The following is a 16035-nucleotide window of genomic DNA, read 5'->3' on the forward strand; positions in this document are numbered from 1 at the left end:
GTTCCCGCGGGCGGTGAGCCGGGCGAGGACCGGGCGAGGGCTTCTCATCCGACCTCCGATTCGATCCATTCGAGCTGAGCGGCGACCACCCGGAGGGTCTCGGGATCGGGAACCGGGCCGAACAGGGCGGCGCCGATCTGGGCCGGGTCGGCGCCGACGCGCGCGGCGATCACGGCGACGATCCGGTCCGGCGGGGTGTCGGCCGTGACGCCGAGAGGGGTGCGGATGCGGCGCAGCGCGGCCGCCCGCAGCTTTCCGGCGACGTGATCGTGATCCTTCGAGCGGCGATACAGCGCGGCCTGGCCGCCGAGCAGTTCGTTCGCGGCCACTTCGACGGGGCGGGGTTCGCGCACCAGAGCGCCCCGTCTGCGGGCACGCCACCACACCACCAGCGCGGCGGCGATCAGGAACTGCACGCCGCCGTAGAAGACCGGTGCGGGCAACCGGTCCCAGATCGCGTCGTCACCCGCCCCGAAGCCGGGGCGGTCCGGCGGAGGGACGTCGGGCAGATCCGGCGGCGGTTGCGGCGGCGGGGCGGTAGGCGCGATCGGCGCGCCGCAGGACTGCGCGACGCCGTAGACCAGCAGCAACAACGCGGCCGTCGCGGCGAGCACCGCCCAGAACCTGGGATCGCGCACCAGGTTCGGCAGCGGCGGCAGTTTTCGCCTGGTGCGCGGCGTCTGCTCGACCGCCTCGATCTCGACCGGTTCCGGTGCGGGGGGCGGCGCGGACCCGGAGAACCGGTCGGCGTGTTCCAGCCTGCGGTATTCGTCCTCGGTGGCGCGGCGTCCGCCGTAGACCACCTCGTCGAAGCTTCGTGCGGCGGGCTGGAACTCGGTGGCGGTCTCGAGCGGCAACGCGGTCGTCACGTCGTCGGCGGTCTCCCGCGCGGTCCGCGACCGCCGGACCTCCAGCACGCCGCCTTGTTCCAGGCCGCGCAGCACGGCGCGAAAACGTTCCCGCAGGGCGCGGTCGAAATCCCGCTGCGCGGCGGCTGTTTCGGCGGCGGCGCGATGATCGGCGGCGGCGCCGAGCCGCGGGGCGCCGGGCGCGGGGTCGGCCGTTCGCGGCTCCATCGGCACGGGATCGCTCATCGCGCCTCCCGACTCGGAATGCGAATGTCCAAACCCTCTCTGCGGCAGCGGCGATCGACGTAGCACACCACCCGCGACGAAGCCTCGACCACTTCGCCGAATGCCGTCAGCAGCAGCACCGCCGACGTGGTCAGCACGATCACCGGCCACCGATGGGTGCCGGAGAAGTCCGAGACGAACAGCGGGATGCCGAGCAGTGGGACGGCGAGCAGCGTGAACAGGGCCCGCTGGGCGATCCAGAGCCCGGTGGTCGGCCACTCCGCGCCTTCGGCGAGCAGTTTCGCGCGCGCGACGCCGTCGCGATGCGTCGTGCGTTCGACCAACAGCACCGGCACCGCGACCCAGCGGCGGGCGCGCAGCCGGCCCAGCCAGATCGCCGCGAGCGGCAGCGTCACGATCAGCAGGCCGCCCACCGCGAGCACGCCGACGCCCACCATGGTGAACAGCAGTTGGAAGACCAGCAACGGACCGAGCGTCCCACCGAATCGGCGCAGCGCGGTCCGCCGGCCGATCGGGGCTCCGTCGACGGTCGCGAGCCCCAGGGCCACGGTCGTGCCGCGTAACGCGAACCGCAGCAGCCACGCGCAGGCCGCGGTGGACAGGATCGCCGCCCACGCGGTGCCGGGGTCGGAGCCGTCGGTGAGCGCGGAGGCGCCCGCGGTCACCGCGACGACCACGGCTTCGGCGAGCAGCAGGCCCGTCACGCTCAACCCGGCCAGGGCGCGGATGTTCGCCTGGATCAGCGCGAACGGCACATCGAGCAGTTCGCGGAAACTCAGCGGTCGGATCGGCACCGTCGCTCCAGGAGACCCCGGTACCGGATCGGTTCCCGCCCCGACGGCGCCGGCCGGTTCGGCGGCTGGCAGCACGGGCCGAGTCTAACCGTCAGCGCCGCAGTAAGCGGTCCACCACGTGCCGGTAGCGAACGGGATCGATGGGCGGAAGACCGAGCAGCGCGCGCAGGTACACGCCGTCGCCGACCAGTCGGATGAGGTCGGCCTGAACCGGGTCGGCGACCTCCTCGTCCAGACCGTCCGACCAGGAATTCATCAGGTCCACCAACGCCTGCTGCACCTCGTCCGGCTCGGGCGTGGCGTCGATGGTGCGCATGGTCGCGAGCATGGACCGGTAGAGCTCCAGCTCCACCGCCTCCGCCTCGACGGCCGGGTTCGGCGTCTGCAGGTACCACTCGGCTACCGAGCCGCCTTCGGCGACCGAGTTGTCCAACTGCTGGCCCGCACGGTCGGCCAGTCTGCGGACCAAGCCCGCGAGCAGCGCGTCCTTGCTCTTGAAGTGATAGAGCAAGCCGCCTTTGGAGACGCCCGCGGTGGCCGCGACATTCTCCAGAGTCACGTGCGACATGCCTTTTTCCAGGAGCAAGGTCTCGAGCGCATCCAGGATTCGGTCGCGGGTGTCAGCCGTCACCCGGCTGACTATACCGTCCGGACGGTTATGTGAGTAGTATACCGTCTGGACGGTAAGAAAACGGACGACGGAAGTCGAGAAAGTCATGACCACCCAGACCGCGCAACCCGCCGAACGATCGACCAATGCCCCACCTCGAGCGGGGACACGCGAGTGGGTGGGGTTGTCCGTGCTGGCGCTCGCGCTACTGCTGCTGGCCGTCGACGCGACGGTGCTCGATCTGGCCGTGCCCGCGATCAGCGCCGATCTCGCGCCGACCACGCCGCAACTGCTGTGGATCATCGACGTCTACTCGTTCGTGCTCGCCGGACTGCTCGTCGTCATGGGCAACCTGGGCGACCGGATCGGGCGGCGCAAGTTACTGCTGCTCGGCGCGGCGGGATTCGGTGTCGCCTCGATACTCGCGGCGTGGTCCCTGACGCCGGAAATGCTCATCGCGGCGCGCGTACTGCAGGGTGTCGCCGGTGCGACGCTGATGCCCGCGACGCTGGCATTGATCAGGTCGATGTTCCTCGATCCGCGGCAGCGAACCGTCGCGATCGCGGTGTGGAGCGCGATGGCCGGCGGTGGCGCCGCGGCGGGACCGCTGCTGGGCGGCTGGCTGCTGGAGCACTACTGGTGGGGTTCGGTCTTCCTGGTGAACCTGCCGGTCATGCTGGTGCTGATCGGGCTCGGTCCGCTGCTGCTCCCGGAGTCGCGTGATCCGCGGCCCGGTCGTTTCGACCTGCTCAGCGCCGTGCTGTCGATGCTCGCGCTGGTGCCGGTGGTGTACGCGGTGAAGGAACTCGCGGCGCACGGGCAGAGTGTCCGGGTCGCGGTGATCAGTCTGATCGGCTTGCTTGCCGGGCTGTGGTTCGTGCGCAGGCAGCGACGACTGGAGCAACCGATGCTGGACCTGGCGCTGTTCGCGCTGCCGAAGTTCCGTACGGCGGTGCTGACCAATCTGCTCGCGGTGTTCGCGCTGGCCGGTGTGCTCTTCTTCGGCTCGCAGTACCTCCAGTTGGTGCTGGGACGCTCCCCACTGCGAGCGGGATTGCTGCTGCTGCCCGGTTTGTCGGCCGGGATGATCGCCTCGCTCGCCGCGGCCTGGCTGGTGCGGCGGCTGCGGCCGGGCACGGTGCTGGGCGGCGCGCTGATCACGGCGGCGGTGGGCGCGGCGCTGTTCGGCCTGCTCGGCCCCGACGCGGCCACCAGTACCACGCCGTTCGTACTCGGTTTCCTGTTCATCGGGGCAGGCGTGGGCGTCGCGCTCACCGTGTCCTCCGACCTGGTGGTCGGCTCGGCGCCGCCGGAGCGCGCGGGCGCGGCCGCCGCCGTGTCGGAGACCGCGTACGAGACCGGCGTCGCGCTGGGCGTCGCGATCCTCGGCAGCGTGGTCATGGCGATCTTCCGCAACGGTCTCGATCCGACGCACGTGCCGGGCGACCGGATGGCTGCCGCCTCGGAATCCCTGGGCGCCGCCACGGCTTTCGCACGTGAATTGCCGGAGGCCGCCGGGCGCGCGTTCCTCGCCTCGGTGCACGAGTCCTTCGTCTCGGGCATCCACTTCGCGGCCCTCGGTACCACCGCGATCTTGTTGATCGCGGCCGCGGTGGCGTTCCGGTTGCGCCATGCGCCCGGGTGATTTCGCGGGCCGGATTGCGCGGCGCTGCCCACGCCGGTGTTCGAGGCCGCGGCCGACCCGCCGGTTGCGGAACCACCACTACTTCCCGGTCGGCGGTGAGCCCGCTGAAGACGATCATGAGGGTTCACCGCGACATCGGACCGACTGCGGTGCCGATCAGCCGGCCGTCGCCGTGAGGCGCGGGATGCGCTGCGCCCATGCAATACCCGGACCTGGGTGTCGGGTGCGTCCGCTCGTCTGAAGTCGAGGTAGTCGCGGCGTTCGAACGCACAACATTTGGTTGTGGATCATCGCTGGTTCGTTGTTTGATCACACCTCCGCGCCTTGCTTTGATCCATGGCGATCAACAGTGAGTTGTGCGATCGAGAGGTGCGAAGCTTGGGGACCGGACGATCTCTCGGTCGGCAGTTCGGATGGTTGTGGGCGGCCTACGCGGTCAGCGCCTACGGGTCGGGTCTTGGGTTCGGTGCGTTGCCGCTGATCGCCGTGCTGGTGCTGCACGCAGGCCCCGGACAAGTGTCCGCGCTGTCGGCGGTGGGGCCTGCGGTGGGCGCGCTGATCGCGTTGCCGCTCGGGCCGTGGGTGGAATATCGCCGCAAGCGACCGGTGATGATCGCGATGGACCTCACCCGGTTCGCGGTCATGACGACGATCCCGCTCGCCTATGCCTTCGGCCGACTCGGTTTCGTCCAGCTGCTGGTCGTCTCGGCCGTGGTCGCCGCGGCCAAGATCGCCTTCAACGCGGCGAGCGGCGCCTATCTCAAAGCCCTTGTGCGGCCCGAGGACCTGCTCGTGGCCAACGCGCGATTCGAGTCGACGACGTGGAGTTCCACCGCCGTAGGGCCGCCGCTGGGCGGAGCGGCGATCGGTTTGTTCGGGCCGGTCACCACCGTGGTGGCCGACGCGCTGAGTTACCTGCTCTCAGCGCTGGCGGTCACGGCGATTCGCGGCAGGGAAGAACCCCCGCGGCGGACCGGCAAGCCCCGGCTGCGGGCCGGTGAGTTGCTCGAAGGCTGGCGGTACCTGCTGGCTCATCCTGGATTACGGGCGCTTTATCTCAACCAGCTGCTCGTGGGCGGACTGATCATGGCCACCGAGCCGCTCCTGGCCGTACTACTGCTCCGCGAGCTCGGATTCCCACCCTGGCAGTACGGCCTCGCCTTCGCCGCCCCCTGCGTCGGCGGACTCATCGGCTCACGCCTTGCCGGCCGTGTCGTGGAGCGATACGGCAGGCACCGGGTCCTGCGCACCGTCGGCACGCTGCGCGCGATCTGGCTGATCGGCCTCGCGTTCGTCCAGCCCGGTGTCGCAGGCCTCGCGACAGTGATCGCTGTCGAGCTCGCGATCATCATCAGCATGAGCCTGTACAACCCGGTACTGGCCACCTATCGACTCGAGCACACACCCGAAGACCGCGTCGCCCGCACCCTGTCGGCCTGGTCGATCAGCGGCAGCGCTTCCATCGCAGTGCTGAGCGCGCTCGGCGGACTGCTCGCCGACGTGACCAGCCCGCGCACGGCTATCACGGTCGCGGGACTGCTGATCCTCGTCAGCCCGCTGCTGCTACCCCGTCGCCAGGAACCCGCACCCGCACCCGACCTTGCGGTGGCGACAACCCTTCAACCACAAACGGCAAGCGTTTCGCAGGAAGCCAGGCAAAATTCATGACTGTGACCGCACTCGACCCGTCCAGCGCGCTGGTCCTCGTCGACTTGCAGAACGCCCTCATCGACGCGCCGACCGTCCCCTATACCGGTCGAGAAGTGGTCGCCCGGGCGGTCGAGCTGGCCCGTGCTTTCCACGAGCACAGCGCCCCGGTCGTCCTGGTGCGGGTGACGGCCCGTGCGGACGGAGCGGATGCCGCTCCAGGTCGCAGCGACATCTCGAGCCCACCAGGTTCATTGCCCGACGGCTGGGATGTCATCGTCGACGACCTCGCCGGTCACCCTGACGACATCATGGTGACCAAGCGCACTTGGGGTGCCTTCCACGGAACCGACCTCGATCTGCAACTGCGCCGCCGCCGCGTCACACAGATCGTGCTGGCCGGGCTCACCACCAGCATCGGCGTGGAGTCGACCGCTCGCGCCGCCTTCGAACACGGCTACCACGTCACCCTCGCGACGGACGCCATGGCCGATCTGAACGTGGAGGCGCACCGCAACAGCATCGAACGGATCTTCCCCCTCCTCGGCGAAACCGGTTGCACCGCCGAGATCGTCGAAACGCTTGCCAAGACCCGCGCCTGACCCCGGCAGAAGGTGGATCCGGCCTCGGTGGTGGCGCCGGTCGCAGCTCAGCTCGTCCCGATGCAAGGTCGGGCCGTGTCCGGCGATCGAGTGCGGAGTCGGGGCGCGCGAACAGCGGGCGGTAGCGAGGAGCGTCAGGCCGGGCGGGCGAGCCGGGTCGGCGCGAGGCGGCCGCGAAGGGTGACGGATTCACCGAGCCGCCAGTGTCCGGCTTCGGACTCGGCGGACGCCGCGACGGTTGCGCCGGAGGCGAGCAGCAGGCCCTGCTGCTTGGCGAGTTCGCACAGGCGAGCGGCTTCGTTGACGGCGTCGCCGATGACGGTGAACTCGTAGCGCTGATGCGCGCCGACATTGCCCGCGACCACCCGGCCCGCGGCCACGCCGATGGCCGCGACGAAATCGGTCGCGGTGCTGTCGAGCCGAGCCAGGATCGCGCGGGCGGTGGCCAGCGCCGCGCCAGGGGCGTCGGCCAGCGGAGCGGGCGTGCCGAAGACGGCCAGGGCCGCGTCACCCTCGAACTTGTTGACCAACCCGCCGTGGCGCTCCACCTCGTCGACCACGATGCCGAAGAACCGATTGAGAATGGCGACCATCTCCGGCGCGGGAATGGTCGCGGCCATGGTCGTCGAGCCGACGATGTCGATGAACAGGGCCGCGGCGTCGGTCTCCACGCCGCCGAGCGCCGGGTCGCCCGCCAACGCGGCCGCGGCGACCTCACGGCCGACATGCCTGCCGAACAGGTCCCTGATCTGCTCGCGCTCGCGCAGTCCCTCCACCATGTGGTTGAAACCGCTCTGCAGCTCACCCAGCTCGGTGCCGTCGTAAACGGCCAGCGCGACATCGAGATCGCCGTCCTCCACCTGACGCATCGCGCGGCGCACGCCGAGGATGGGCGCGACGGTCGCGGCCAAGGTCTGCGTCATCAGCAGGAGACCGAAGACCAGTGTCGCGCCGCCGAGCGACAGCACGCAGACCGCCAGTCGCGCCTTGGTGACGTCATCCATCGTGAGCGCCAGCACCGCGAGCACCATCATTCCGGCCACCGGCACGCCGGAGCCGACCACCCAGACGACGAGCGAGCGTCCGAAGACGCCGATGCCGCGGCGCCGACCGGAATCCGCGGCTTCCAGCACCCGGGCGGTGACGGGCCGCAGCGCGAACTCGATGATCAGGTAGCTGTTCGCGCACACCACGATGGCGCTGATCGCGATGGCGAAGGCCACCTTCGGGATCAGTTGGGGTTCGGCCAGCCCGTACAACGTGGTCAGCAGCACGAGCCCGCCGAACCACAGCAGCGCTTGGTCGCGCACCAGCCTGCGCGGCACCGCCGTGGCCGCGGCCATCTCCTCCTCGGTCGGCACGCGGTCCGGATCGGTGGCCCACCGCAGCGCGCGCAATTCGCGGGTAGTGCCCCACCACAGGCCGAGCAACAGCGCGCAGGTCGCGTACAGCGGTGCGGCGAGTACGTCGAGCAGCAGCAGATCCCGGCTGAACACCGACGGGCCCGGCAAGACGAAGCCGACCAGGACGATCGACACGACCATGCCCGTCAGATTGCCCAACAGCGTGGGCACGGTGAGCAACAGCTGGACGCGAATGCGTCGTAGCCCCGACGACTCCTCGGCGGACCCGAGCAATCGCGACCCCCACGGCGCCGCGGCGAGCGTCACCTCCCTGTGTTGCATGGGTGCAGCGTAAGCCGCGGAGCGCCCCAGCGCCGTAGGCCGCACTCGGCCGGATCCGGCGCCGGGTGGGCCGTGGGTGGCAGTGGTGCGGTCAGCGACCCGGCGGCAGTTCGCGGCGGCCGGGCTCGGGGAGTTCGGGGCGGTGGTGGCCCGGCAGTTCGTCACGGTGGGCGCCGGTGGGCAGAGCGTAGCCCGCTGCGCCGGTGGGCGGAAGCGAGGAATAGCGCGGGGCGTGCGGCGCGGAGTACGCGGCGTCCACGACGGTGGCGGCGATGTGCTGGGCGTGCGCGATATCGGGCGCGCCGGGCGGCAACTGGTAGCCGACCGCCTGCGGATGCGAGGTCTGGCCGTCAACGGTGACCTTGCGGGTGCGCCGCAGCGTGAAGGTGATCTCCTCGACCTCCTCGAACGCCTGCCGCGCCGTGCGCAACGGATGCGTGGCCGTATCGATCGCGTTGGCGACGAAGGACGGAACGAGCGGCCGGATGAAACGCGCCGCGGTGTCGGTGAACGGGACAGTGCCGATCAGCGGCAGCTCGAGACCGCCGCCGCTCGGTGCCGCCGGTGCGGATGCGACGGCGGGCACCTGCGGGTGCACGCCGGTGGGCGCGGGTAGGTTCGGCGTCGCCTCGTCGGGCATGGCGCTGTCCTTTCGGTCGTCCGCCGTGGCGGCGGGAAGTTCGGGGCGGCGCGGCGGCTCGGTGATGCCGATCTCGATCCCGCCGATGGCCGCGATGATGCGGGTGCGCTGCCGTTCCCGGTCGATGGCGGTGTCCGCCTCGACGGCGAGGCGGGCGGCGGTGAGCTGCTGCTCGGCGCGCAGGGTCTCGGCCTCGGCGCGTACCTCGGCCTGCTTGACCGCGATCACCGCGTCGGCTTCCCGCTCGGCGCGGTCGTGCACGGTGCGCGCCGCGTTGTGCCGGTCGAACGAGGTCTCGCCACGCCACCAGCGCAGCACCAGCGGCAGCAGCGCGAAGGCGACGAACGCCAGGATGGTGAGAATGCGCAGCGGCAGCGCGTCGTGCACGGTGTAGTCGTTCATCGCCTGCCAGCGCGCGCCGAGCCCACGGTCGGCGTCGTCGAAGGCGGCGGTGCGCGCGGCCGACAGGGCGGCCTGGTCGGCGTCGATCCGGCGATCGGCCGCGTCCACTCGGTCCTGCGCGGTGGCGAGATGCTTGCGGGCGTCGTCGAGCATGGCGTTGGCCGTCTGCGCTTCCGGCCCACGGCCCGGCACGCCGGTGATCCTGGTCCGCGGGCACTCCGGGGTCGGATTGAATTCGCAGCGTGCGATCACCAGGGCGTGGTCGATATCGTTCTGGGCCATCGCGATCGCCTGTTCGAGCGCGGCCCGGTCGGCTTTCGCCCGGTCCAGTTCCGCCTGCGCCGCGACGACCCGCGGCGCGGAATCGAGCGAGCGCTGCGCCTTCTCCGCCAGCACCCGGTCGACGGACCCGCTGAACAGCACGATCGCGGCCAGTTCCGCGAGTAGCCCACCGGCCAGCACGGCGACCGCGATGCGCGCGACCAGCCCGAGCCGATCCGGTCCGCCGCTCGGCCGCGCGGTGGCCAGTGCCCTGGCGAGCGCGCCGGTGAGCGCGGCGACCACGATGCCCGAGGCCAGCGCGGCCGACCACGGCCACGCCGAGGCCGCGGCCAGGGCGGCGACCACACCGGAGATCGTGGCGAACAACAGCACCACAGCACCGGTGACGGCGTATCCGGCACGCTCGTGACGATCGCTGATCGCGCTGGTCCGGCCGCCGCCGAGCCAGGTGAACAAGCCGGTGACGGTCATCGGAATGCACATCCTCTACGTCCCAGGCGCTTTCACGGGCGCGACGAAACTGTCACGGATTCGTTGTGACAGCGTGACAGGCTCGCCCGGTTCGCAGCGAGCAGGGACGGTCGGATGTGGCAAGGCTCACAGATCATCCGGTGCTTCGTATCCGGGGTGGGCGATTCCAGGAGGTCACAACGTGCGCGGAGTCTGGTTGACGCTGTTGGCGGCGGCGCTTCTGATCTGGCCGGTCAGCGCGGGGGCCGCTCCGGCCGACCGGTCGCTCGACCGGCTGGTCGCCCTCGTGGTCGAGCGCTTGGACACCGCCGACGCGGTGGCCGCCGCGAAGTGGTCGACCGCGGGTGAGCGCGGCATCGAGCCGACCATCGACGATCCGGTCCGTGAGGCGGAGGTCTACGAGGTCATGATCCGGCTCGGCCACGACCGTGAGCTGTCGGAGAACTGGGTGCGGCAGGTTTTCCTCGGGCAGATCGAGGCCAGCAAGACGGTGCAGCGGGGGCTGATGACGAGGTGGCGCTTCGACCCGGCCGCGGCGCCCACCGCGCCGGTGGGACTCGACTCGGTGCGCCCGGTCATCGACCGGGTGAACGTCGAGATCCTCGATCAGCTCGCTGGGCACCGAGCGGAGCTGACCGCGCCGGATTGCGCGGAACAGTTGGCGCGCAGCGTCTTCGGCGTGGTCGTCGCGGACCGCGCCGATGTCCTGCACCGAGCGGCGCTGGTGCGGGCCGCCGTGTCGCTCTGCGCGGCGTAGGGCGCGGCCGGGCCCGCCGGGCGACCCGCGCGGAAAGATGTGTCCAACACCACTTCCTGATATTTGCTGGTTATGTGCTGAACCCCACAGTGGGCAAAAGAGTCCGGACGGTCGGATCATATTCATTGCTTGTCACGCAGCTGTCGGAAATCTCTCATCGGTCACAGCGCCGAGTTAGCCGCCGCCACTTGGTTTGCCGGGCATCCCGCGGGGGAAATCCATTTCGACGCAGGTGAGGGCGGTTTCCGGGTCTCGTGAGGAAGGTCTCGGGTAGGTGTCGCGCGTCGGTTTTCCCAGCTGGCACCGGGTGCCATGGGGATCGATCGCATGGCGCTCGCTGCTTTACACTGGACGGCGCGCACACGTGGAGGACCCAATGCAGAAGCCCAGCTAAACCTGGTTATTAGCGCAACCTAAGTTGGTTGGGCCCTGGACCTGACTTATCGTTTGCTCTTACGCCGAACACAGAACGTTCGGCTACCTCGCCCGCTCGGGCAGCCCTAGCCAGGTGCTCAGCGTAGCGGTCGAGCACCCGCTCGGAGGTAAGGATCTTGTTAGGGATCCGTTACCGAAGGGCACCCACTACGTCACAGAAGCGGGTGGAAAAAACTGCAGACCTGACTGCACGCCGAAGACCATCAGCGCGGCTGGCTTCGGAACGTACGGGCGCAGTCTTGTACGGAGGCGTTCGACGAAAGGCCGTTTTCTTCGAAGGCCGACTTTCCTGAAGGCAGAGGCATGACGCAACTTCCTGGCCACCGGTCACCTGGACCCATCGGGCTCTACGACCCGGCGAACGAGCACGACGCCTGCGGCGTCGCATTCGTCGTCGACATGCACGGCCGCCGCAGCCGCGACATCGTCGACAAGGCTATTACGGCTCTGTTGAACCTGGAGCACCGTGGCGCCGCGGGCGCCGAGCCCAACAGCGGCGACGGTGCGGGCATCCTGATCCAGGTCCCGGACCGCTTCTTCCGCGCCATCGTGGACTTCGAGTTGCCGCCGGAGGGTTCCTACGCCACCGGTATCGCCTTCCTGCCGCAGGCCCGCCGCGAAGCCGCGCGCGCCGCCTACGGCGTGGAGAAGATCGTCAAGGAAGAGGGCCTCGACGTCCTCGGCTGGCGCGAGGTGCCGATCGACGAGTCGTCGCTGGGCGCGCTGGCGCGCGACGCCATGCCGAGCTTCCGGCAGATCTTCATCGCGTCGCCGAAGAACGCCGCCGATCCGCTGTCGGACATGGATCTGGAGCGTCGCGCCTACGTGGTGCGCAAGCGCGTCGAGCGTGAGCTGGGGTCGGCCGGAGCCGGTGAGGGTGCGGTCGGCAGGGAGTCGGTCTACTTCCCGAGCCTGTCGGGGCAGACCTTCGTCTACAAGGGCATGTTCACCACGCCGCAGCTGCGCGCGTTCTACCTGGATCTGCAGGATTCCCGGGTGGAGAGCGCCCTCGGCATCGTGCACTCCCGGTTCTCCACCAACACCTTCCCGTCCTGGCCGCTGGCGCACCCGTTCCGCCGGGTGGCGCACAACGGTGAGATCAACACCGTCACCGGCAACGAGAACTGGATGCGCGCCCGCGAGGCGCTGCTGCGCAGCGACGTCTTCGGCGTCGACTCGGCGGGCAAGAACCGGCTGGAGAAGATCTTCCCCGTCTGTACCCCGGGGGCGAGCGACACCGCCCGGTTCGACGAGGTGCTGGAACTGCTGCACCTCGGCGGCCGCAGCTTGCCCCACGCCGTGCTGATGATGATTCCCGAGGCCTGGGAACGCAACGAGAACATGAACCCGCAGCAGCGGGCCTTCTACGAGTACCACTCGATGCTGATGGAGCCGTGGGACGGCCCCGCGTCGGTGTGCTTCACCGACGGCACCGTCGTCGGCGCCGTGCTCGACCGCAACGGCCTGCGGCCGAGCCGCATCTGGGTGACCGACGACGGCCTGGTCGTGATGGCCTCCGAGGTCGGCGTCCTGGACATCGACCCGTCCAAGGTGGTCAAGAAGGCGCGCTTGCAGCCGGGCCGCATGTTCCTGGTCGACACCGCCCAGGGCCGCATCGTCGGTGACGAAGAGGTCAAGTCCCTGCTCGCCGCCGAGCAGCCCTACCAGGAGTGGCTGGACGCGGGCGTCTCCCGCCTGGCCGACCTGCCCGACCGCCCGCACGTGCACATGTCGCACGACCGCGTGCTGATCCGCCAGCAGATCTTCGGATACACCACCGAGGAGCTAAACCTGCTGATCTCGCCGATGGCCAAGACCGGAGGCGAAGCGCTCGGCTCGATGGGCACCGACACCCCGATCGCCGTGCTCTCGGCCCGTCCGCGCCTGCTGTTCGACTACTTCTCCCAGCTGTTCGCGCAGGTCACCAACCCGCCGCTGGACGCGATCCGGGAAGAGGTGGTCACCAGCCTCAAGCGCAACATCGGCCCGGAGGCCGACCTGCTGCACCCGGGACCGGAGTCCTGCAACATGATCGCGCTCGAGCAGCCGATCCTGGACAACGACGAGCTGGCCAAGCTCGTGCACATCAACGACGACGGATCGCATCCCGAGCTGCGCTCGGTGGTCGTGCGCGGCCTGTACCCCGTGAAGAAGGGCGGCAAGGGCCTGCGCAGGGCGCTGGAGGCGATCAACACCCAGGTGTCGGCCGCCATCGACGGCGGCGCGCGGATCATCGTGCTGTCCGACCGCGAGTCCAACGAGAAGCTGGCGCCGATCCCCTCGCTGCTGCTGACCTCGTCGGTGCACCACCACCTGGTGCGCGAGCGCACCCGCACCAAGGTCGGCCTGGTCGTGGAGGCCGGTGACGCCCGCGAGGTGCACCACATGGCCACCCTGGTCGGCTTCGGCGCCGCCGCGATCAACCCCTACATGGCCTTCGAGAGCATCGAGGACATGCTCGAGCGCGGCGCGCTCGAGGTACCGGGCAGCACCGGCGACCTGGCCGCCGACTACCGCAAGGCGGTCGCGAACTACAACAAGGCCGCGGGCAAGGGTGTGCTGAAGGTGATGTCCAAGATGGGCATCTCCACGCTGGCCTCCTACAACGGCGCCCAGCTGTTCCAGGTGATCGGCCTGTCGCAGGACCTGGTGGACGAGTACTTCACCGGCCTGCGCTCGCACTTGGACGGCATCGGCCTGGACGAGATCGCCGACGACGTCGCGCAGCGGCACCGCATCGCGTTCCTGGAGAACCGCAACGAGCGCGCGCACCGCGAGCTCGAGGTCGGCGGCGAGTACCAGTGGCGGCGCGAGGGCGAATACCACCTGTTCAACCCGGACACGGTGTTCAAACTGCAGCACGCCACCCGGTCCGGTCAGTACTCGATCTTCAAGGAGTACACCAAGCTGGTCGACGACCAGTCCGAGCGGCTGGCATCGCTGCGCGGTCTGTTCAAGTTCAAGCACAACGCGCGTTCCCCGATCTCCATCGACGAGGTCGAGCCGGTATCGGCGATCGTGAAGCGGTTCTCCACCGGCGCGATGAGCTACGGCTCCATCTCGGCGGAGGCGCACGAAACTCTGGCGATCGCGATGAACCGTCTCGGCGGCCGGTCGAACTCGGGCGAGGGCGGCGAGTCCCCCGCGCGCTTCGAGCCGGAGGAGAACGGCGACTGGCGGCGCAGCGCGATCAAGCAGGTGGCCTCCGGCCGCTTCGGCGTGACCGCGCACTACCTGACCAACTGCACCGACATCCAGATCAAGATGGCGCAGGGCGCGAAGCCCGGTGAGGGCGGCCAGCTTCCGGCGCACAAGGTGTACCCGTGGGTCGCCGAGGTGCGGCACTCGACGCCGGGCGTCGGCCTGATCTCGCCGCCGCCGCACCACGACATCTACTCGATCGAGGATCTGGCGCAGCTGATCCACGACCTGAAGAACGCGAACCCGCAGGCGCGCATCCACGTGAAGCTGGTCGCCGAGCCGGGCGTCGGCACCGTCGCGGCGGGCGTCTCCAAGGCGCACGCCGATGTCGTGCTGATCTCGGGCCACGACGGCGGTACCGGCGCTTCGCCGCTGACCTCGCTGAAGCACGCGGGCGGCCCCTGGGAGCTCGGCTTGGCCGAGACCCAGCAGACGCTGCTGCTCAACGGGCTGCGTGACCGCATCGTCGTGCAGGTCGACGGCCAGATGAAGACCGGCCGCGACGTGATGATCGCCGCGCTGCTCGGCGCCGAGGAGTACGGCTTCGCCACCGCGCCGCTGGTGGTGTCGGGCTGCATCATGATGCGCGTCTGCCACCTGGACACCTGCCCGGTCGGCGTCGCGACGCAGAACCCGGTGCTGCGCGAGCGGTTCACCGGCAAGCCGGAATTCGTCGAGAACTTCTTCCGGTTCATCGCCGAGGAGGTCAGGGAACTGCTGGCGCAGTTGGGCTTCCGCTCGCTGGACGAGGCGATCGGCCGGGTGGACCTGCTCGACACCTCGCGCGCCAAGCAGCACTGGAAGGCCAGCAAGCTGGACCTCTCGCCGATCCTGGACGACGTCGAGACGGCGTTCATGTACCAGGACCGCCGCTGCACCAAGGCGCAGGACCACGGCCTGGACAAGGCGCTGGACCAGCAGCTGATCGTGCAGAGCCGCGACGCGCTCGAGCGCGGTCAGGCGGTGAAGTTCGAGACCAAGATCACGAACGTGAACCGCACCGTCGGCACCATGCTCGGCCACGAGGTGACCAAGCTCTACGGTGGCGCGGGCCTGCCCGACGACACCATCGACATCACCTTCACCGGGTCGGCGGGCAACAGCTTCGGCGCCTTCGTGCCCGCCGGCATCACGCTGCGCGTGCAGGGTGACGCGAACGACTATGTCGGCAAGGGTCTTTCCGGTGGCCGCCTGGTGGTGCGCCCGTCGCTGAACGCGCCCGGCGAGTTCGTCGCCGAGCAGAACATCATCGCGGGCAACGTGATCCTGTTCGGCGCCACCAGCGGCCAGGTCTTCCTCAGCGGTGTGGTCGGCGAGCGGTTCGCCGTGCGCAACTCCGGCGCCACCGCGGTGGTCGAGGGCGTCGGCGACCACGGCTGCGAGTACATGACCGGCGGCCGGGTGGTCATCCTGGGTGAGACCGGACGCAACTTCGGCGCCGGTATGTCCGGCGGCGTGGCGTTCGTCTTCGACCCGAACGGCACCTTCGCGTCCAAGCTCAACCCCGAGCAGGCCGACGCCGTCGAGCAGCTGGCCGGTGACGATTTCACCTGGCTGCACGACATCATCACCCAGCACCGTGACCAGACCGGTTCCCCGGTGGCCGAGCGCATTCTGAGCGACTGGTCGCAGCAGGTGAACCATTTCGTGAAGGTCATGCCGCGCGAATACAAGAAGGTTTTGCTCGCCATCTCCGAAGCTGAGAAGAGCGGCAAGGACGTGGACGAGGCGATTATGGAGGCCGCTCGTGGCTAAGGAAGTTCTAGAGAT

10 protein-coding genes are annotated in these 16035 nt (G+C 69.6%); 5 read left to right on the top strand and 5 right to left on the bottom strand.

The window, feature by feature from the left end; all coding sequences use genetic code 11:
• Positions 1-44 precede the first annotated feature (44 nt).
• From ACFV2O_RS02805 to ACFV2O_RS02815, 3 genes are read right to left on the bottom strand one after another with little or no spacing between them, the layout of a single operon-like run.
• A complete protein-coding gene (locus ACFV2O_RS02805; protein WP_379249707.1) occupies positions 45-1094 on the bottom strand; it encodes a DUF4129 domain-containing protein in 1050 nt (349 codons plus the stop codon).
• On the bottom strand, positions 1091-1963 hold the full coding sequence (locus tag ACFV2O_RS02810; protein WP_379249709.1) for a hypothetical protein: 873 nt from the start codon (positions 1961-1963) through the stop codon (positions 1091-1093). The genes ACFV2O_RS02805 and ACFV2O_RS02810 overlap by 4 nt, the downstream gene beginning before the upstream one ends.
• 16 nt (positions 1964-1979) lie before the next feature.
• Complete coding sequence (locus ACFV2O_RS02815) at positions 1980-2519, bottom strand: TetR/AcrR family transcriptional regulator (protein ID WP_379249711.1); 540 nt, start codon at positions 2517-2519, stop codon at positions 1980-1982.
• 85 nt (positions 2520-2604) lie between these two features.
• On the opposite strand from ACFV2O_RS02815, the gene ACFV2O_RS02820 reads away from it, so the two are divergent.
• From ACFV2O_RS02820 to ACFV2O_RS02830, 3 genes are all read left to right on the top strand, one after another.
• The gene (locus ACFV2O_RS02820) at positions 2605-4143 is read left to right on the top strand and encodes an MFS transporter (RefSeq protein WP_379249713.1); all 1539 of its coding nucleotides are present in this window, start codon (positions 2605-2607) and stop codon (positions 4141-4143) included.
• 378 nt (positions 4144-4521) lie between these two features.
• Positions 4522-5811 carry an MFS transporter gene (locus tag ACFV2O_RS02825; protein WP_379249715.1) on the top strand — a complete coding sequence of 430 codons (1290 nt, stop codon included), beginning with the start codon at positions 4522-4524 and terminating at the stop codon, positions 5809-5811.
• Positions 5808-6392: an isochorismatase family protein gene (locus tag ACFV2O_RS02830; RefSeq protein WP_379249717.1), complete on the top strand. Its 585-nt coding sequence runs from the start codon at positions 5808-5810 to the stop codon at positions 6390-6392. The genes ACFV2O_RS02825 and ACFV2O_RS02830 overlap by 4 nt, the downstream gene beginning before the upstream one ends.
• Positions 6393-6526: 134 nt before the next feature.
• Here ACFV2O_RS02830 and ACFV2O_RS02835 read toward each other — a convergent pair whose 3' ends face one another.
• The gene (locus tag ACFV2O_RS02835; protein ID WP_379249719.1) at positions 6527-8077 is read right to left on the bottom strand and encodes an adenylate/guanylate cyclase domain-containing protein; all 1551 of its coding nucleotides are present in this window, start codon (positions 8075-8077) and stop codon (positions 6527-6529) included.
• Positions 8078-8168: 91 nt separating this feature from the next.
• Positions 8169-9872, bottom strand: a complete 1704-nt coding sequence (locus ACFV2O_RS02840) for a DUF4407 domain-containing protein (protein WP_379249721.1) — start codon at positions 9870-9872, stop codon at positions 8169-8171.
• 181 nt (positions 9873-10053) lie between these two features.
• Here ACFV2O_RS02840 and aroQ point away from each other — a divergent pair, with 181 nt between their 5' ends.
• Complete coding sequence (gene aroQ, locus ACFV2O_RS02845; RefSeq protein ID WP_379249723.1) at positions 10054-10629, top strand: gamma subclass chorismate mutase AroQ; 576 nt, start codon at positions 10054-10056, stop codon at positions 10627-10629.
• Positions 10630-11367: 738 nt separating this feature from the next.
• Positions 11368-16020, top strand: coding sequence for a glutamate synthase large subunit (gltB, locus tag ACFV2O_RS02850; RefSeq protein ID WP_379249725.1), 4653 nt, complete (start codon positions 11368-11370; stop codon positions 16018-16020).
• The last annotated feature ends 15 nt before the right edge of the window (positions 16021-16035 follow it).

It is taken from the genome of Nocardia sp. NPDC059691, from assembly GCF_042733915.1.
Lineage (GTDB): Bacteria > Actinomycetota > Actinomycetes > Mycobacteriales > Mycobacteriaceae > Nocardia > Nocardia sichangensis.